This is a genomic window from Oligoflexus tunisiensis, assembly GCF_001748245.1.
Taxonomy (GTDB): domain Bacteria; phylum Bdellovibrionota_B; class Oligoflexia; order Oligoflexales; family Oligoflexaceae; genus Oligoflexus; species Oligoflexus tunisiensis.
This window is the reverse complement of the sequence record NZ_BDFO01000001.1, coordinates 6,509,471-6,528,763: the sequence shown is the minus strand read 5'-3', so window position 1 is coordinate 6,528,763 and position 19,293 is coordinate 6,509,471. Positions and strand designations below refer to the sequence as shown.

Below are 19,293 nucleotides of genomic sequence, written 5' to 3'. Positions count from 1 at the left end.
CGGATGACCCTTTAACTTCACTCGGAAATCTCCGATAGGGACGGTGAGATAATCCGTGCAGGAGCAACAGGTCCATGTCGTCACCGGATCCCGTGACAAAAATTGGGCCCTACGTCGTCGAATACGAGGTGGGAGCAGGCGGCCTCGGGCGCGTCTTCCGTTCAACCGATCCCAGGACCGGTCGGGCTGTTGCGGTCAAAATTCTGCATGATCGTTATCAGGAGAGCAGAAAGTTCCTCGGGATTTTTCATCGCGAGCTGCTGATCGTGGCCCGCCTGAAGCACAAGCACATCGTGGAATATATTGATGCGAGCTTTAATCCACCCCACTGCTATATCGTCACCGAATTCATCGACGGCTGGTCGCTCTACAAGATGATGCGACACTTCGGAAAGCTGCCTCCCCTGGTGGCTCTTTGTGTGGCGATCGATATTCTGCAGGGGATCGACTATCTGCATCTTCACGACACCATTCACTCCGACCTTTCCAGTCCCAACGTTCTTATCTCCAATACCGGCAAAGTGCTGCTGACTGACTTTGGTCTGGCGTGCAATGGGGAAGTGGAAAACTACAAGAACTACATGGTCGGAACCCCGGGCTATTATTCACCGGAGCATGTGGTGGAGTCCTCGATTTCACCTCAGTCCGATCTTTACTGTGTTGGGCTTCTGCTCTTTGAAATGGTGACTGGTGAAAAAGCGGTGAAGGCCAGCAAGAAACGCGATGAGATTCTGTCCTCGATGAAGAATATCGACTTCTCGGCCATTCGCTGTGATGATCGTCGCATGCAGTCCATGCTGCGCCATCTGCTTAAGAAGGCTTTAAAATTCAAACTCGGCAGCCGGTATAAAAATGCGGAATCGATGATCGTGGATGTCTACAAGATCCTCAAGAAGTTTGATATCCGCTATTCCCGCTATGCCATCCGCCAGTTTCTGGCTGACGGAGAACTCGCTGCGCCGCTTCCGGATAAGTATGTCCAGGATATTTATGCGGGGCATGAACGCAAATAGAGTTCAATTCTGTCTTGGTCCCGGCGACTCTGAGTTAACACCAATACTTTGTCATGAACTTCCGATTTCAGGCTTGCAGGGAATAGCCTTGAGCAGCTGAAAAGTGCCAGCGTGGCCTACCCCTATCATTTCAGTCCTTGATCCACGATTGAGACACCACATACCCGGAATTCTTGTCAGACCAGAAACGTCAGACCCCATATCGATTGGCTTTCATGGTCTTCGTTGAACAGAGCAGAAGGGACAGCTGATGGCTCATCCTTTTAAGTGGCAATTTGCTTTTTCAGCCTCCCCATGTAGTATGCCGTCCAGATCTCGCCCAAGCTGAGCAGGCAAGGAATGTATCTATTTGAAAAATAAGATAAATTTTGTCTATACATGGGATAGTCATTGTGGTATATCCCATGCGCAAGGTCAGCAATTGGTGGCAATCATAAGGCGACTCTGCTCGCAAAATGACGCCTAATGTTTAGCAGGACGTATCAATGAACAAGATATTGTTATTTCTGACGATCTTCTGCACTCAAATCGCTTGCCAGAAGCTGTCTGACGCCTTGGATTCGGCTGTTTTGAGCTGTGGTCCGTCGATTGACTCAGCATTGTGGATCAAGGTCCATCCAGGGGATGGCCTATCCTTGCCCTCTGACCTGAAGGCTGTTGGATTAAAGCCGTCGTCAGCTCTGCCTGAGGCATTGAAGATGACCGAGAAGGGCTGTGTTCAGGTCGACGAATTCCATGAGACAGTTGTTATCAGTTCAGCCTTAACTAAATTTGGCGCCGTATATGGCAAGAATCAAAGTGATCGTGATATCAGATTAAAGAATATCGGTGATTTAAAGACCGCTCGGCACTGTGAATCTGAGATTTTTACCAATAAAAAATTGCTTCAACTGCCCTTGCATTTCACTCAAGGTGGAGATGACTTGCTTCAAAAAGCTTTTCGAGTTCAAGTTTCCATTCAGGAGGCTTCGCAAGAGAAGAGCTTCCAGCTTTTGTCGCCATTCGCTTTGATGAATCCGATAAGCATTTCGTGGTTGGCAGGCAGGATAACCACTTGGGAATATACGCGGTCGATAGTTTGATTCCAAGTTTAAAGACAAATCTGCCCTACACAAGCTCCTTGAAACAAGCCCGCATCGATGCGAAGAGCGAGTTGGTGGTGTCGAGCAGTGAGAATGGACAGATCGATATTTGGAACCTGCGTGATGGAGGGATGCAGCACCGATCAATTGCGGCCCATGAGGGTCAGATCCTGGATCTACGCTTGGATGAAAAGGGCGAGTCCGTGCTGACGGCAGGCGCTGACCAGAGTGCAAAACTCTGGAATGTGTGGACAGGCGACCTGAAAACAAAGCTGGACCATGAATCAGCGGTAAGCAATGCTTTGTTTTTGAAAAATTCACCCTATATCGTGACAGGAAGCGGCGATCATACCATAACTGATGATCGAAGAGATGTGAGGGAAATTCGTCTTTGGGACATGACAGGCCAGCTTCTGGCGAGCGACCGATCGTTTTCGGGCGCTGTACGGGATATTGATGAACATCCGAGCCTTAACCTGATAGCTGTCCTCGAGAAAAAACTCCACGTCTATCGCGTCGACGCGCCTGGATCACTAATTAAGCTTGCTGAATTCAATGGCGAATTTTTGCACAGCGTGAAATGGCTGAATCAAATCGAGAGTCAAAGCGAACCTGAACTGGTTGTCAGTGATGGCAATGCCATATCATTGTTGCGCCTCAAAAATACCCATCTGCATCTTATATTTTCGAACAAAGTGGAAACAACGATCCGTAATATCGAAGTCAGTTTGGGTGCTTCGTTGATAGGTGTGGGCGACCATAATGGTAATCTTAAGCTCTTTGCTCGAGATGGCTCTCTGAAGTTCAGCAGGAATTTTGGCACTCATGCTATGGCCTCCCTTGCTTTCGATTCTAAAGGATCCCGCCTTGCATTTTCCATCGGCTCAGGAAAATTTGCGCTTCTCGATGTGAATAGAGGAACGATACAGACCCTCAACGCTCATAGTTCTGCTGTCAAGTCCCTCCAATTTACTGAAGATGGGCGTCTCTTATCTGCGGACGAGACGGGCTATATTCGTCTATGGTCATTCAACCAGGAGCAGCTGCTGCGGGATGCCTGCAGATTTATCCGAACGTCTTTGAGCACGCTGGCTGCTTATCAAAATCTTTGTGAAGCAGAGTATCTGGAATAAATTTGACTTTTTTCTGCATTTTCGTGGCTGGTAGCTGCTAGATGGTTATTCCCGCTCAGACATATCAGGCACCAGCTGAAGCGCTGGATGTTCCAATGTCCTTTCCGACTCTCGCCGTTATTCTGTCTATCGCTCACCGTTAAACCCTAGTTAAGATTCATTATTCATGGCTGAAAACGCTTGAACCCTTTGCAGGGCAAGACTAAGGTGCGACAAGACATGTGCAGCTGCTCTTGTGTTGTCATTTTAGTGTAGTTCAGCCAAAGCGTGAGCCAATAAAGGACCAAAGGTGCTAGACATGAAGAGAAACACACTTATATCTCTTGCACTATTAACCATGATGTCGGGAACGGCCTATAGTCACCAGATTTTCTATGCAGAGTGTGACGACAGCGTAAGCGCGGAAGCCGCCAGGTCTGAGTTTACCGCCAAAAAGACCGAAGAGCTTCGTGCCGGTCCTGGCGGTATCATAGGTTCACGAGGTCCGAGCGTCTCGGTCGATGCCGTGAAGTGTTACTCTGACCAGCCAGAGATGCAGGATTTAAGGAGTGAGCATCCCAATACGCCCGAATCCGACCGCGTTGCAGCGATGACTTTCTGCAAAATGGGCGGCTATAAAAATCCAGCTGATTGTGCCTCAGACATACTGAACAAAGGGCTTGCTGATTCGGCCAGGGGATGTATGGATTCCGCAGCTGCACAAGTCAAGAAATTGGCAATAAACCCAATCGCACATCAGGTGGACGGTGGCGGCCCAGGGACGGCGGGTATATGGCATCAAACCTACGCACACTCGAAAGAAGTCGGTTGGCACAGGCACGATTGGTCACACGAGGCACAAGACTATGCAGGCACAAAATATGCAGTTGCAAAAGTTGAATTTGAGAGAAAACTGAGGGAAACGAATTCCTGGACTGTTTCATCAGCGACGACAACTGGCACTGATGTCGGTGTAAACGGAACTGTTGGTGTGAGTGGTGGTGTTGCGAGCGTTGAAATTGGTGGAAGCGCGGGCGTCAACGGTAGTAGTGAAAAGGGAACTTCCACAGAGAAGGGACCGCTGACGCAGAAAGAAATAAATGCAGTGCGAGAAAAATATTACCAAAAGGCGGCGTTAAGCCCCTGGCTTCAGCCAGGGGGATATAAGCCGCCGTTGCCCTGCGGAGCTGGGCAACACTTTTTGCTTTTCTTCTCACAGGTTGTCGCTATAACTGAAGCATGGCAGCGAAAACGATTAAAATTCGTATCAAAGATTCAACGAGCGCCAGGCATCTCAAAAAGATGGCGAACGCGGTGAATTATGTATGGAATTATTGCAACGAAACTTCGCTCTATGCGATCCGCTATAACAATGATTGGCTTTCCGGTTTCGATCTGCAAAAACTCACCAAAGGCGCTGGGAAAGAGCTGGGTATCAATTCGACCACGATCCAGGAAGTATGCTCAGAGTATGCCTTGCGTAGAAAGAAAGCCAGGAAGCGGAAGCTTCGCTGGCGTGGCAGAAAGTCTCTTGGTTGGATTCCCTTCAAGAGCACAGGCATATCCTTTAAGGACGGCATGGTCCACTATGCAGGGCATGAGCTGAAGCTGTTCCAGCCCGAGCGCCTGCCTGCCAAAGGCGGGTATGGATCGGGTGAATTCTGCGAGGATTCGCGTGGCCGCTGGTATCTTTGCATCTCGGTCGAGTATGAAGTTAAAGCACCCGAAGTCTATGCCTCGGTTGGCATAGACCTTGGTCTTAGGTCAACGGCGACGCTATCCAATGGCCAGAAAGTATCCAATGGCCGCTACTATCGAATGATGGAGCGAAAGCTTGTCAAGGCCCAGCAGGGAAAGAAGAAGCGGCAGGCCAAAGGTATTCATGCAAAGATCAAAAACAAGCGAATGGATGATCTGCACAAGGCGTCAACCAGGATTGTGCAGGAAAACAAGGTCATAGTTGTCGGCAATCTCTCTGCAAAAAAGCTGGCCAAAACGAAAATGGCCAAGTCCATATATGATGCCGCTACGACGATGTTCAGAACAATGCTCAAGTATAAAGCGAGTGCGCGTGGGCGTTGGTACGTGGAGGTCGATGAGGCCAACACAACGAGAACCTGTTCTGGCTGTCGAGCAATACCAGCCAGCGCTCCGAAAGGAGTGAAAGGTCTCTCGATAAGGGAATGGGTGTGCTGCGAGTGTGGGGCAATCCACGATAGAGATATCAACGCAGCGCTGAACATTCTCCGTATCGAGTGCGATACGCTAGCGTCTGAAGTGCGCTAGGAATCCCCCGGCTTTAGCCGTGGGGAGGGCATCAAAAGATTGGTTATGATAACCCACAATTGGGGGACGTAAACCCTGACATCTACTGCGAGAGAAGTTCCCCTGATTGCATAACAGGTTCTGGCAAACCTTTGAAGAACAAGAGCTACCAGCCTGAGACTTCCAAGAAAGAGGAAAAGCCGAGCAAGGCAGAGTGAAGCTCTTCGACTCCATCTCATGAATCGTCTGAAAATAACTCTCACAAAACTCCTGGCTCCTCATCAAATGATGGCGATGTTGGTGGTGGTATTAAAATGTCAGATGGCGGCACTTGGGCTGGTGAGCCGTCCAAGCCCAGCGATGGAAGCGTGTGGGCAGACTATGGCCAGGACGAACTGGGCGGTGACCCCATGGCCAAATGTATTTTCAATGCTCATAAAGAAAAAGCCAATGAAGGCAGCGATAAGACTTACGATACCGCTGGATCAAAGAAGCGCGATGCTGAGGCTCTGCTTAAGAAAGGTAATTGTGACGAGTCGTACTATGGACGGCAATACTGCGCTGACTGGAAAAAGACGTTTCAGCTTTTAAACCTCTCCAATCAAGCTTTCAGCTATGAATGGAGATTCTCTGCATTTGGGCGTTCGGCGCTTCCCTGGTCTTGAGGGCTCCGGGGCTCTTGCTGAAACCTACTTTGCCTTTTTCCCGATCTCTCCAGGGAAGACGCCACTTCCCGGTTTCCACGCTTGCAGTCACCTTTGAGATTCTCTGAGGGCGTTCCCGCTGCAAGGCTGCCGGGAAAGGACAAGGTTTTATGTCCCACAGCAGCTGATCGGGCCGCAGCCAGATCCAGCGAGGAATTTATGATTTCCTTGCGACCCTTTTTCTGAACCTGATTGTGCGTAAAACAGCCGAGAAAGGCCGAGAGAATGTCACGGGGAAGAACAAGTCCACATACCCTGCACGCGTGCGTGCGTTCCCTCAGTTCTTTCTTTCTCACCTCACCACATAGGCAGGTCTGTGACAAACGCGTCTGGAAGGTGTTGATCAGCTCCCCACGGCCTCCGAGCTTTTCAGCTGTTCGGAAGAGTGATGCCTTGAGGCTGGCCGGGGCGGATTCTCCAACTGATTTTCCATAACGTTTTTGAAGAGCCTTGTAACTGATATCCTCAAGCTTGACGACGGAGCCAAGCTGCATGATCTCATGCGAGAGATGGCCCTGGATGCATTTTCTGAAGGCGGCGATCCTGCGCTCAATGTCCTGCTTTTTTCGGGATAGTTTTCGATATTTTTCCGTTCGGCTGAGCCGAGTCCCTTTTTTAAGGACGCCATCCTGGAAGGCCTTCTTATTATTGAGACGCAACGAGCGGGACATTCTGCGCTGGATGACTTTGGATTCCGCGATCAATCCCTTGAGCCAGTCTGATACGATCAGGCGTTCATAGGAGACAATGCCATTGGATATGGCGATCTTTTTGGGCCCGAAATCAACGGATACATTCTGTCCGCGAAAATCCTCGCCAAAGCGGGCCGCAAGCCGGACCTTGTGCTTTCTCTCCTTTTCCGTATCCCGATAGGCTTCGCCTTCCAGACAGATCTGCACAAACCAGCGTACTCTTCCACCAATGCTTCTTTTAAAAACCTGGCTGTTTTTGATCCTGCAGCCGAGAGCGTGCCGGTGCCAGGGATTCCGCCAGTCCATTTTCAGCAAATATTCTTTTTTGCGGAAGACCAGCAGCACCGTTTCACCCACGACTTTTATTTGTGGGCTCTCCTTGTTGGATGAGCCTCTGAGGGAAAAATCCTGACCCTTGCTCTTGAAACGGCAGCGTTTGGCCTTGCCAAACATTTTACGCTCCACCGCCCGGAAGGCCCTTTTGCCAATTTCCTGGGCGACCTTGGATGGAACAAAAAGATCAAAGTCAACACTGCCGGTTCTGAGTTTTGAGGCAAGGGAAACCGCAGCAAACTCCGTCAGTCCATATTCAATCCGGAGTTGGGCAAAGTCGGCCTTCCTCTTTGGATCAGACTTATTGAAAAGAAGAGTATCCCTGTACTCTCTGCTATTCTTCATCCTGGCGAGCTTCTTAAGCAATTCTCCCAGCACGGCATTGTAAAGTTTGCGGCCATGTTCCTCTGATTGACTTAGCGAACGAAAGCCGTCAGGTGATGACAGCAACTCCGTCTCGAAAACAAAACTTTTGCTCGTACTTCTTGCCAATGCTCCCCTCCAGCCAGACAAAAGTATTGGAACCTCAAGGTTATGGCAAGAGCAAAAAGCGAAATAATCTCCGATGATGGGAGAATGATGTGTCCTCTGACCTCCAGCCAAACCCGTCCGATTCCTCACTGGTTCGGGACGGATTATGGTTGGAGTACGTCGGACGCCTGATCGATAAGCCTATTTTGCCAGCAGGGGAAAAATTGGAACGTCCTGGGTATCTTCACTTTGATCAGGATAGCGAGCCTGTAAGGCTTCCTTCCTTGTTGGATGGTAAGGTAGCAAATCCCGATACTCAAGAGCTTCCCACTTTCAAGCCGTAAACCAATCGAGCCCCAGTCCAAACCTCTGGGGTTTCATCCTTTGTCCAGTCACACGCCGCCTGCTTGCGCTCACTCCACTGCAACTTTATAACGGCCAAGGCTCCAGCGATGCACCCGCTTCTGACAGGGACGGGTATAAATGGAGCTGGAAAACGCGACCGTGGTTTTCAGACCGCCATCAAAACAGTCGAGCACTTCGGTGAGTTCAATCAGCTCCGCCCCTGGAATTCTTTCCGGTATGAAGTTATCCATCAGAAGATAGAATTCACCCGCTCTCTGCAGCTCCTCCCAACGCCAGGGATTCATGGCTTCCCGGCGGATGAGTTCGGACGTGCGGGCCACTCCGGGCCACTGCTGAACCTTGAGATCGGGCGCGTAGAAAGCGAGCTGGCTCACGTTCTGATAGGTGTCCACGAGAACCGGAGCCGGCAGCGTTTGCAGATACGCGCTGAGTTCCTGGTAACCATGGGTTTCCTTCAGGATGCGGTCCTTGTGCGGTTTGGTTCCTGGCAGGGGATGATGGTTGTGCAGGGTGAGGAGCAGTGTGATCACAAGATTGATCGCGGCCCCGATGAGGATGGCCTTGTCTGAAAAGCGATAGCATTGCGTCAGGACGATAGCAGCTCCGACCAGATACATCGCGGGCCAGTTGGCTTCGATGAATTGAAAGGGACTGAGCAGCGCAAAGAGCCCCACCGGTACCAGAGCCGCCGCCCAGGCCAGGGCCTTCAGTTCGGGCTTGGGCCAGCTGGAGGTGGCTTTCTGTTTTTTAAAGATCGCTATAAGAATGGGAACAAGCAAAAGACCCCAAAGCCCAATCTGCCCCCCGATATAACCGAAAAAATTGTTGATGCGTTTGAGCCAGAGAGGTTTCGGTGGCTTCGGCTTTTTGATTTCATCATCAGGCAGCTTGAAATAATTGGCCAGCCGGGCTTCCACGCCGTCCTTGGGAGCTTCGACGGCCGGGGGTAGATCCGTGCCTTTTTGCATATCCACGGTGTAGACGCTCATCAGGCCGCGACCGAACTGAAAGCGCAGAGTGATCCAATCATTTTGCTGAAGCCAAAGCAAATGAGGCAGCAGAGTCAGCACGCAGACGAGGCCGCCGAGGTAAGGCCAGGGCCTCTTGAGATGATGGGGCCGGGCCAGGAGACCGATTAAGAAGACTGGACCGATCAGGGCCATCGTATACTTGCCCATGAAACCCAGGCCTGTGAAAAAACCGGCGCTCAGCCATCGTTTGGGATTGTCGTCGAGCGCCGCTGCGGCTTCATGCAGAGCCAAAATCCAGCAGAAGATCATCGGGATGTCAGGGGTTGTGATGTAACCCTGAATCACAGCCGCTGCGCTACAGCTCGCCAGCGCAAGGGCCTGCCAGAGACGCGAGCTTTCCTTGAGTCCCATCCGACAAAACAGGCTGAAGAGCACCGGCAAGGCGAGAAGGCTGAGCAGAAACGTCCCGAGTCGCGACATCAGGGCTGAGCCCGGAACGAGGTTGCCGGCCGCGGACAGAAAAGCCACGAGAGGCGGATGATCAAAGTAGCCGCCATCGAGAAAGCGGCTCCAGAAAAAATAATAGGCCTCATCCTGCGCCGGCGGCAGCCAGATGGCATTGACGAGACGGGTGAGGGCCAGAGCCACAAATAAAATAAGAAAAGCTGTGCGAGGCAACGCAGCGGACAAAATGTATTCCTTCCGTCAAAGTTGGGGCAGTCGGCGGATGAGGCGGTGAATCAAATTAGTCTGACGCTTCAAGCTGGTCTGTGTGCGTACGGCCTGGCTTAAAGCCCCGGGCGTTCCCACGAGGATGGCGAGCCGTCGGGCCCGGGTCAACGCGGTGTAGATCAGGTTTCGCTGCAGCATGATAAAGTGCTGCATGCTCACGGGAATGATCACCACGGGAAATTCACTGCCCTGCGACTTATGGATGGTGATCGCATAGGCGAGTTTCAAATCGTAGACCTGATCCTTGGCATAGGTGACCTTGCGGTCCCCAAAGTTCACCAGGACCTGGCCGCCGTCGAAACCGGCATGTTCAATGAAACCGATATCACCATTGAAAACATTCAACTCGTAATTATTGACCGTTTGAATCACCTTGTCCCCGGGCCGGAAACTCGTGGTCTCGGTTTCCAGCTTTTCACCGAACTTTTGCACCGGATTCAAAAGGTTCTGCAGCTCTTCATTCAGGACGCCTGTGCCGAGCGGCCCCTTGTTCATCGGGGTCAGGACCTGCACATCGCGCAACACATTATAGGGCGTTTTTTCCGGCAGGGATTTGGCCAGAAGCTCCTTGATGGCTTCCTTCACCGCCTCCGGATCGTTGATGGTCAGAAACTGGCAATCACTGGGACCTTCCGGAAAGACTGGCGCTTCCCCACGGTTGATGGCGTGAGCCATCTGCACGATGTGGGAACCCGCGGCCTGACGGAAGATGCGACTGAGTTTGGTGAAAGGCACGACCCCGGATTCGATGATATCGCGCAGCACGTTGCCTGGCCCGACGGACGGGAGCTGGTCCACGTCCCCGATAAAGATCACCTGCGCATCATCCCTGACCGCGCGCATGAGCGAGGCGGCGAGATGCACATCCAGCATCGAGGCTTCATCGATGATAATGACCTGAGCTTCCAAAGGTGTGACTTCATCCCGGAGAAAGCAATGCTCTGTGGCCGACCATTCCAAAAGACGATGAATGGTCTTGGCGCCGATGGCCGCGACTTCCGAGAGCCTCTGCGCGGCGCGCCCGGTGGGTGCGGCCAGAGCCACCGACTTGTTCATTTTGATGAGCAGGCGAATGATGGCATTGGCCGTCGTTGTTTTGCCCACGCCCGGGCCGCCGGTCAGGACAAAGACCCGGTTGCTCACCGCCTTGCGCACGGCATCCAGCTGTTCCTCCGAAAAGGAGGCGCCTGACATGCTGGCGTAATTTTGCAGCCAGCGGTCGATCCGTTCCGCCTGATCGCCCATATCCAGGCGATGGCGCAGAAGATCGCTGAGTTTCTCGGCCACCCGTGATTCCGCCTGAAAGGTGCGGGCCAGGTAATAGATGTCGAGCGTGGCCCCATCATCAAGGATGGATTCATCAAAGACCAAAAGACCTTCATCGATCAAACCAGCCAGAGCATCTTCCATCAGCTCTTCGATGCGCGGCTGCGGCAAACGCAGAAGCCGGCTGAGCCCCTCGGCCATCTGCAGGCGATTCTGATAGCAGTGCCCTTCCTCTTCCGCCTGTTCCAGCTGAAAAAGAATCGCGGCGCTGATCCGGGCCGGGGCGTCCAGATCCAGGCCCATCTTCAGAGCGATTTCATCGGCGGAATGAAAACCGATGCCATCAATATCACGGGCGAGCCGATAGGGATCCTGTTCCACCACCGTTCGTGTTTCATCGCCATAGCTTTGCAGGATGCGATTGATAAAGTTGGGGCTGATGCCGATTTCGGTCAGAAACATCTCGGTATCGCGGTGGCGTTTTCTTTCATTCCACGAGGCGATGATCTGTTTTTTCTTTTTGGTGCCGATGTTCTCCACTTCCATGAGCCGTTCCGGATCATGGTCGAGCACATGCAGGGTTCTAAGTCCAAAGTGATCGACGATGCGTTTGGCGGTCACCTCGCCGATGCCGCGAATCAGGCCCGACTTGAGATAACGCAGAATGCCTGAAACGGAAGCCGGATGACTGGCTGAATAACGGGCAACCTTGAACTGGCGCCCATATTTCTGATTTTCCACCCAGCTCCCCCACATCTGGTAGGATTCCCCCACCGAGATGCGGCCAAACTGGCCCGTGGCGGTGACCATGCGGTCATCACTTTCGAGGCGCAGGCGAACCACGGACCAGCCATTTTCCAGATTTTGGTAAGAGATTTTCTGCAGTTCCCCCTGCAGAACCTCTCCGGACTCATGATCGCTCACCCGTGCACCTTTTTTTGGAGGGACCTTTCGACCTAGGGGGTCGTTCTAGTTTTTTAAAAAAAATTCAGAAATTTCGCAAGTTGTGCCTCATCCCGAGCTTTTTTTGGGGGCCCAGGAAGGAGGCAGCTTTAGGGCCTTCATCCGTTCGGCCCATCAGCCGATAATAAATGTAAGAGCGGAGAAAAGGATTTCTTACCTCAAGGAAATCCGGGGTTTCCCCCCAGAGGAAGCCCAGCCTCCGCATGCAACCCGTTTTTGGAGCCCAGCCTATGCAGTTTCGTTTCTCCTTCAAACACATGGAAACCTCCCAGGCACTGCAAAACTACGCAAAGGAGAAGATCAAAGTCGAGGTGGAGAAATTTGTCACCAAACCCATCGAAGCGCACGTGACATTTTCCGTGGATCGTCATCAGCATCAGGTTCTCTGTTCGCTGGCTGGTGGCGATGGATTTACAGTGAACGTCGAGCATGCCTGTGCCGACATGTATGGTTCCGTCGATCATATGATTGACAAGATGGTGACGCAACTCAAGAGGAAGAAGGAAAAACTCAAGGATCATAAGCAACATCATAAAGCACCAATTCCCTTTGGTTCGCTCGCAGTGGATGATGAATACGAAGCCGCGCCAATTGATGCTGCTGACATCGTGAAGTTTGAAAGAGTCGCCAAACAACGCCGTTAACCTCAGGCCGCAGCGCAAGCTGCGGCTTTCCCGAACAATATCCAGCCTCTACCGAGCCTTCATTGACCTTTCTCACCCCGAGCGTTATCGAACAGACCAGGAGGAGCCGTCATGAACACGCCTCAGGTCAAGGGACTTTTTCTGAGCGGCGGTCAAAGCCAGCGCATGGGTCAGGACAAGAGCCTTCTCTGTTATCGGGGGCACGAGACCGAGATCGAGCGCTGGAAAAGACACTTTGATGAGCTCGGTTTGCCATTTCATTGGAGCCAGCGGCCTCATCAGTATCCAGCCACGCTCTTCCCGTCCATCACGCGTCTTATCGATCAGAATCCGGGGGCCGGTCCTCTGGGAGCCTTGATCACAGCGCATCAGCATGATCCGGAAGCCGCCTGGCTGGTCCTGGCCTGTGACTGGCCTCTGCTCGAAGGCACGGATGTCGCGCGGCTTCTGCAGGCAAGGCACCCGGATTTTCCGGTCACCGTCGCGATGCATCAGGATCGGCGGCAGCCGCTTTTTGCGCTCTATGAGCCGGTTTTTCTCGCCCAGGCGGCGGTGGCCTGGCAGGCCGGAGAGCAGAGCTTGAACCGTCTGCTGCAGGCAGCGGTGGCCTGGGAAGTTTCAGGCTGGGAAGCGGAAAGGTTTCTGAATGCCAATGATCCCGACGCGCGCGCGCAGGTGGAAGCGTGGGTCAGGCGTTAGGCTTCTCATAACCTTCCTCATCAAAATGTCCATTGAAGCAGGTTTCCGTTTCCATCTTGGTGTAGAAGAGTTTCTTGCAATAACAGCACTGATACTTGGCATCCATGCGGACCCATGGCTTGGGAAAGTCCGCCTTCGTCCGCTGCTGGCTGACAGGCGCGTCCGCTTCCAATGGCGACTCAACGTCCTCCTGAACGTCATCCACCTGCTCCACCGGATCCTCTTCCGGTGCCTTGGATTTGGCAGGGCGGACCGGCATTGTCTTCATGGCCACAAGACGGATGCGCGAAGGACGATGAGTCGGCGCTTCAATCGGCAGATCATTCAGAAGCTGCTCATGGACATGCAGTTGATTGCGATCACCCTGACAGCGACGCGCGCAGCTGAGCGCCTCGGATTCGTCCTTGTAATCGCGGCAACAGAAGTGACAACGAAAGACCACATGGCGGCCGTTGAGTTTGCGCAGAACCACAGGATAAAGCTGCTGCACATCAAACCAGCAGTGATTGAGGCAGTTGTTGGCTTCGACTTTGCTTTTGTATTCGCTGCGGCAGATGCTGCAGACAAAAAAATCATCGCGGCAGATCACCTTGCGGATCACTGGCAGAATCAAGCCCGAACTGGTCAAATGACGGCCCATAGAATACTCCGATGGGTTCCATCGGCAGCCTCGGGGAAGTCTTGAGAAAGTGATTAAAATCGTGCAATAAAATGAATAAAAACAGTATATTATCCATGTATGGGCCAAGTTAACGCAGGCGATGAGCCTCCCAATAGGGCAGAGCCAGACCAAAAATAATGACGAGGGTCATCCCAAAAAGCGAAACCGGTGGAATGGTTTCCTGCAGGAACACATAGGCCAGAACACCGGAAAAAAGAGGAGCCGAATACTGCAGCGGGGCCACCTGGGTCGCTGGGGCAAGGCGAAAGGCCATCGTCAAACACTGCTGAGCGGCGACGGCAGGAACAATTGAAGCGATCAGCCAGGCCCAGCCTTGACTGGTTTTTGGAAAGTGTGTGTCCAGAATCAGAAGCATCAGCGCACTCAGAAGGGTTCCCGCCAGACCGAGGCTCAGCATGATCTGCTCGTTGCGCACCCGCTTGAGCATGCGAATCGAAAAATAGGCCGCGGCCGAGAGCGGGCCACTCAACATGGCGATCAGAACATCCTGAAAGGCAATGTTCTGCGCCGACCCTACGTTGATGCCAAGACCCACCAGCGCCACACCCGCAAAGCCGACCAGAAGGGCCACACCCCGCGTGCGCGTCACCGCCTCATGACCCATGAGCAGGGCCAGGACCGTGACATAAAGGGGACTGGAATTGGAGAAAAGCGAGGCCATGCCCAGCGGAATATGCAGAACACCATAGTAATAGGCGCTGAGACTCATCACCCCGGCTGTGCCCCGCGCCCAGATCCAGAAATTTTCCCGCGGCTCCAATTTTCTGGCGGGATATTTGCGCAAAAGAGCGAGACAGAGCAGAGAGAGGGCCAGCGAACGCAGCAGCATCGGCTCCCAGGGGGTCAACTTAAAGGCCTCACCTGAGGCCTGGGCTTCCCCGCGTTCGCTCATGCGGATGAGCAGGATATTGCTGCTGAAACAGAATTGAGCCAGCAGCATGTAAAGAAAGGCCCGCAGCGGGCGATCGGCTTTTATGTCCACGATAGGATCACAGACGCCCTTCCTGGGCTGAGACGATATCGGTTTTGATCACCGTCCCGTACTTCGTCGCAATGTTCTGAATCTGGGAAGCCTGGCCGATCATGAGGATGTTGAGATTCTCTGTCGGGAAATGCTTTTTGATCAGTTCATTGGCTTTGGCCACGGTCAGGCTATCCACTTTTTCTTCGAAATCATTGATGACAGCATCCGGGAGATTGTAAATCCACATCTCGATGAGCAGATTGCTCAGGGCTGACGAGGTTTCGTAGCGGGGTGGAAAGAGACCTTTCACATAGGCCTTGGCGGAGTCCAGCATGGACTGATCGACGCCTTTTTTGACAAAATTCTGATAGGTTTGGATCGCCATCTCCAGGGTCCGGCCCGTGGTATCCGTGGCGGTAAAGGTGGAGATGGAAAAGGTTCCACCATTCCTGAGGCCTTCAAAGCGACTGCGGGCTCCATAGGTCAGGCCGGATTTCACCCGCAGCTCCTCGTTCAGCAGCGAGGTAAAACGTCCGCCGAGTATGGTATTCACCACCTGCAGCGGGATCCAGTCCTCGTTGCCGCGTTTCACTCCGGGGCCACCGATCCGAAAGGTGGTTTCGTGGGAATCCTTCTTATCGACGAGCAGAACCTGTGGGTTCTTGTCCGCTGCCTGGATATCGGGAACGCTGGATTTGGCCGGAGCTGTTCCTGCCGACCAGATGGCAAAGTTCTTCTCAATCAGTTTTTTCATGGCCGGGATTTCAAAGTCACCCACCACGCTGATGGCAGCCACTTCAGGTCGATAGGCGCTGGCGTGAAACTTTTGCAGGTCTGCACGCGTGAGTTTTCCAATGCTCGATGGCGTTCCGGATACGGGCGAGCCGTAGGGATGCTTTTCGAAGACGAGGCGGTTGAAAAAATCATCCGCCACCTGGTTGGGGCTTTCCTTGGCCTTTTTCAGCTCGGAAACCGTGCGTTCCCGCAGTTTTGCGACTTCCTTTTCAGGAAAGGTTGGGGTTCGGAGAACTTCACTGAAGGCCGGGAAGAGTTTCTCCGCATCCTTGGCCGCCAGAGAGAGTTGCACGGCCGTGTAATCCTGGTCGAGCGCGGAACCGTAGTAGGCTCCATGGAAATCGAAGAGCTCTTCGAGTTTATCCTTGCTGTAGTTTTTGGTGCCAAGCTTCAAGGCATCGCCGGTGAAGGAAGCCAGTCCATACTGTTTACCATCCGCCGCACTGCCGGCTTGAATGCCGACCGTCACATGCAAAAGAGGAACCTCCTTCTGCGGCATCAGATAAACCTTCATGCCGTTCGGCAGAGCGTAGGTTTCATAGGCGGGCAGCTGAAAACCCTGGGCCTGGAGGCGACCGGCAAGGGTCAACAGGATCATCGCTGCAGACGCAAGGAAACGTCCCAATTTAGGACTCATGTGCGATCCTCCTTTTGGTAACGGTAATCGGCGGGTTCCTTTTTATCCTGCACGCCCACCGTGCGATTTTTCTTGAGGAAGTAGGTGTTTAGCACGCGGGTGATATCCGCGGGCGTGACCTTTTCATAGGCGCCAGCGGCTTCGAAAAGTTTTTGATAGCCCCCGTGAAAGACTTCAAAATCACCGAGGAGCTGCGATTTCCCGTTGATGGTTTCCATGCGACGGTAAAGATCAACCACCTTTTTGTTCTGAGCCTTTTGCAATTCCTGGGCGGTGACCGGTTTGGTCTTCATCTGATTCAGCTCGCTGAGCAGCAGGCGTTCCATCGTTTGGGGATCCTTGCCTTCCAGCCCGGAAATAAAAATGGCAAAGATGGTGGGATCAAAGGCCTGCGGCAGATCCGACGCCACACTGGAGGCGATGCGTTTCTCATCGACCAGAAGTTTGACGAGGCGCGATGAAGGACCTCCGGTCAGAATTTCCGTCAAAAGATCGAGCGCATAAAAATCAGCATGCCTGGATTCCGGCACATGCCAGGCCACCATCACCTGGGGGGCTGTGGTCGATTCCTTGATCACAAAAACCCGTTTTTCCCCGTGCTGCGGCGGCTCCTTGGTGCGGACCTCGGGAACCTTCTCATTCCCAGGGATCACTTCGATTTTTTCGGCCAGAAGTTTTTTCACGGCGGCCGGCTTGATCGCTCCACTGATGACCATCACGGCATTGCTGGGGGTATAGTAGGTGCGGAAATAGCGTTCGAGGTCCTCGCGGGTCCAAGCTTTGATGTCGGATTCAAAACCGATCACCGGCCAGGAATAGGCATGGGCTGCAAAGGCCGCGCTTTTCACAGTCTCATAGAGTCGTTCCCAGGGATCGTTTTCGAGGCTGGTCGACCGCTCCGACAGCACCACGCCGCGTTCGCTTTCCAATTTTTTATCATCAATTTCCAGATTCGCAATGCGATCGGCCTCGAGATCAAAAACGGTTTGGAGGGCCGAGGCTGTGAACCAGTTGGTATAAACAGTCACGTTTGCGGTCGTGTACGCATTGTTCGAGCCGCCGGAGGCTTCCATCACCTTGTCAAAGGATCCGGGTGGGAAGTTCTTCGAGCCGTTGAACATCATATGCTCGAAAAAGTGGGAAAGACCCGTAATCCCCGGAACTTCGTTGCGGGAGCCAACTTTCCAGAAGGTATACATATTTGCATTGGGGATCGAATGGTCTTCGAGCAGCAGGACCTTCATGCCGTTTTTCAACTGCACAACCTCGACATCGCTGCTTTTCATCACTGCCTGGGCGGAACCTGCAAAGCTGCAGAGAGCCCCCCACACGGCATAGTGCCAAGCTTTCACTGAAACCTCCTTGTGACCAAAACTCCACGAGTTTTATGGCAGAGGAGGACCGGCAGGAGCAACTGATTAAATACCGAGCCAGGATGTGACTGACAGAAACGCCAAGGATCCCCGCCAGTGGTCATTGAGTCCCAGTTTTTCTCCGCCCAGGATGAAGGTCGCCTGCATCTCCGATTGAATGGGAACGCTGAGTCCCAGACTGAAGACCACACCTTCATTCCGCGTCATGATCCATTCGGGCTTGTGACCCTGGGGCCGGGGTGGCTTCCAGAAGCTATAAAACAGGGCCGGCTGGACGAAGATCCAGCGGCTGCGGACCACCCAGCTGCCGGAGTTTTGACCACTGCTGAGCAGCCGGTCCTGATAGGATCGTGCGATCCATTCATTGTATTCGAGACCCAGCTCCACACCCCAATCCCCGTGCGGCTTGCGCAGGACCTGGCCAGGCATGGTATGGCCGGCGCGAAAACGAAAGCCGGTGCCAATAAAGTCGAGCGGTGGACTGTCGGGCAGACGTTCTCCATTGGGCCCGAGCATCACGCTGAGCTCGACGAGGCTCCACCAGGATGGACGCACCCAGCCGCGTCCCACGTCGATGTAAGGGGCGAATGCATTCACCTGAAAATCATGACTGGCTTTGATATTGAGATGACGGGTACTGGTGCCGATGCTCCAGGCATGTTCGCGCGGTGAGAAGGACGTGGGCGCTGTCTGAGCGGCCGCTGCCAGGGGCAGCATACAGCCCAGCAGCAGCTTGCAGAAAATGTTAGGGATTGAGAGTTGCATTGCGCTTTTTATCAATGATTTGAATGATGAAAATGGAAAGTTCATAGAGCAGCCACATGGGAAAGGCCATGATCAGCTGACCGACAGGATCCGGGGTCGGGGTGATGATGGCCGCGGCGATAAAGAAAGCCACCAGAACAATACGGCGGTTTTTCTTGAGCGACTCGGCACTGATCACGCCGACCATGGACAGCACGATCAGAATAATAGGCGTTTCAAAAATAATACCGAAACCCAGCATGAGAAGAGTGAGCAACGACATGTAGTCGCTGACGGTGATGATCGGTGTCGCCACGTTCTGACCCAGACCAATCAGATATTTGAGCGACCAGGGAACCATGAGCAGGTAACAGAACGCCACGCCGGCGACAAACAGGAGGACGGCGGAAACGAGAAAGGGCAGGGCCCACTTCTTTTCGTGTTCATAGAGCGCTGGTTCCACAAAACGCCAGAGCTGGTAGAGCCAGATCGGGCAGCCGAGGACCATGGCCACAAAGAGTGCGAGCTTGCACTGGGCCATGAATACATCCATGGGGCCGGTGAAGTGCAAGGCATTGGAGTCCTTGGGCAGAACGGCCACCAAAGGCCCTTTTAAAAAATTGAGAATGTGTTCTGAAAAATAGAAGGCGCCGACAAACAGAATCAGGATCGCCAGGACGGACTTGAAGATGCGCGAACGCAGTTCGTCGACATGCTCCAATAGGCCCATGACCTTGAGATTATCACCACGCGATGTTGCTTCTTGACCGTCCAACTTTCCCTGT

17 protein-coding genes are annotated in these 19,293 nt (G+C 53.0%); 8 read left to right on the top strand and 9 right to left on the bottom strand.

Annotation, left to right across the window (positions count from 1 at the left end; genetic code table 11):
- Positions 1-74 precede the first annotated feature (74 nt).
- The 6 genes from OLTU_RS26995 (at position 75) to OLTU_RS26970 (ending at position 6,063) form a co-directional block, all read left to right on the top strand.
- Positions 75-1,013, top strand: coding sequence for a serine/threonine protein kinase (locus OLTU_RS26995; RefSeq protein WP_141735835.1), 939 nt, complete (start codon positions 75-77; stop codon positions 1,011-1,013).
- A gap of 485 nt (positions 1,014-1,498) precedes the next feature.
- Entirely contained in the window at positions 1,499-2,095 is a 597-nt protein-coding gene (locus OLTU_RS26990; protein ID WP_141735834.1) for a hypothetical protein, read from the top strand.
- 38 nt (positions 2,096-2,133) lie between these two features.
- Positions 2,134-3,228, top strand: coding sequence for a WD40 repeat domain-containing protein (locus OLTU_RS26985; protein ID WP_218110293.1), 1,095 nt, complete (start codon positions 2,134-2,136; stop codon positions 3,226-3,228).
- A 298-nt stretch (positions 3,229-3,526) separates the two neighbouring features.
- Positions 3,527-4,525 (top strand): hypothetical protein, encoded by a 999-nt coding sequence (locus OLTU_RS26980; RefSeq protein ID WP_141735832.1) that lies wholly within the window; start codon positions 3,527-3,529, stop codon positions 4,523-4,525.
- Complete coding sequence (locus OLTU_RS26975) at positions 4,447-5,493, top strand: RNA-guided endonuclease InsQ/TnpB family protein (protein WP_141735831.1); 1,047 nt, start codon at positions 4,447-4,449, stop codon at positions 5,491-5,493. Before OLTU_RS26980 ends, OLTU_RS26975 begins: the two co-directional genes overlap by 79 nt.
- A gap of 216 nt (positions 5,494-5,709) precedes the next feature.
- Positions 5,710-6,063, top strand: coding sequence for a hypothetical protein (locus tag OLTU_RS26970; protein WP_218110292.1), 354 nt, complete (start codon positions 5,710-5,712; stop codon positions 6,061-6,063).
- 22 nt (positions 6,064-6,085) lie between these two features.
- Here OLTU_RS26970 and OLTU_RS26965 read toward each other — a convergent pair whose 3' ends face one another.
- The 3 genes from OLTU_RS26965 to recD2 form a co-directional block, all read right to left on the bottom strand.
- Complete coding sequence (locus tag OLTU_RS26965) at positions 6,086-7,546, bottom strand: hypothetical protein (RefSeq protein ID WP_141735829.1); 1,461 nt, start codon at positions 7,544-7,546, stop codon at positions 6,086-6,088.
- Positions 7,547-8,085: 539 nt separating this feature from the next.
- On the bottom strand, positions 8,086-9,687 hold the full coding sequence (locus OLTU_RS26960; protein ID WP_218110291.1) for an ArnT family glycosyltransferase: 1,602 nt from the start codon (positions 9,685-9,687) through the stop codon (positions 8,086-8,088).
- A 27-nt stretch (positions 9,688-9,714) separates the two neighbouring features.
- Positions 9,715-11,931 (bottom strand): SF1B family DNA helicase RecD2, encoded by a 2,217-nt coding sequence (gene recD2 / locus OLTU_RS26955; RefSeq protein ID WP_141735827.1) that lies wholly within the window; start codon positions 11,929-11,931, stop codon positions 9,715-9,717.
- A 269-nt stretch (positions 11,932-12,200) separates the two neighbouring features.
- Here recD2 and hpf point away from each other — a divergent pair, with 269 nt between their 5' ends.
- Entirely contained in the window at positions 12,201-12,614 is a 414-nt protein-coding gene (gene hpf, locus OLTU_RS26950; RefSeq protein WP_176737002.1) for a ribosome hibernation-promoting factor, HPF/YfiA family, read from the top strand.
- A 111-nt stretch (positions 12,615-12,725) separates the two neighbouring features.
- A complete protein-coding gene (locus tag OLTU_RS26945) occupies positions 12,726-13,313 on the top strand; it encodes a molybdenum cofactor guanylyltransferase (protein ID WP_141735825.1) in 588 nt (195 codons plus the stop codon).
- On the opposite strand, the gene OLTU_RS26940 is transcribed toward OLTU_RS26945, so the two are convergent.
- From OLTU_RS26940 to tatC, 6 genes are all read right to left on the bottom strand, one after another.
- Positions 13,303-13,953: a hypothetical protein gene (locus OLTU_RS26940; RefSeq protein WP_141735824.1), complete on the bottom strand. Its 651-nt coding sequence runs from the start codon at positions 13,951-13,953 to the stop codon at positions 13,303-13,305. The genes OLTU_RS26945 and OLTU_RS26940 overlap by 11 nt on opposite strands.
- A 109-nt stretch (positions 13,954-14,062) precedes the next feature.
- Complete coding sequence (locus OLTU_RS26935; RefSeq protein WP_141735823.1) at positions 14,063-14,977, bottom strand: DMT family transporter; 915 nt, start codon at positions 14,975-14,977, stop codon at positions 14,063-14,065.
- 7 nt (positions 14,978-14,984) lie between these two features.
- Positions 14,985-16,391 (bottom strand): M16 family metallopeptidase, encoded by a 1,407-nt coding sequence (locus tag OLTU_RS26930; RefSeq protein WP_141735822.1) that lies wholly within the window; start codon positions 16,389-16,391, stop codon positions 14,985-14,987.
- Positions 16,388-17,743: a M16 family metallopeptidase gene (locus OLTU_RS26925; RefSeq protein WP_218110290.1), complete on the bottom strand. Its 1,356-nt coding sequence runs from the start codon at positions 17,741-17,743 to the stop codon at positions 16,388-16,390. The genes OLTU_RS26930 and OLTU_RS26925 overlap by 4 nt, the downstream gene beginning before the upstream one ends.
- A gap of 66 nt (positions 17,744-17,809) precedes the next feature.
- Positions 17,810-18,529 carry a hypothetical protein gene (locus tag OLTU_RS26920; protein ID WP_141735821.1) on the bottom strand — a complete coding sequence of 240 codons (720 nt, stop codon included), beginning with the start codon at positions 18,527-18,529 and terminating at the stop codon, positions 17,810-17,812.
- Complete coding sequence (gene tatC, locus OLTU_RS26915) at positions 18,510-19,283, bottom strand: twin-arginine translocase subunit TatC (RefSeq protein ID WP_218110289.1); 774 nt, start codon at positions 19,281-19,283, stop codon at positions 18,510-18,512. Before tatC ends, OLTU_RS26920 begins: the two co-directional genes overlap by 20 nt.
- Positions 19,284-19,293: the final 10 nt, after the last annotated feature.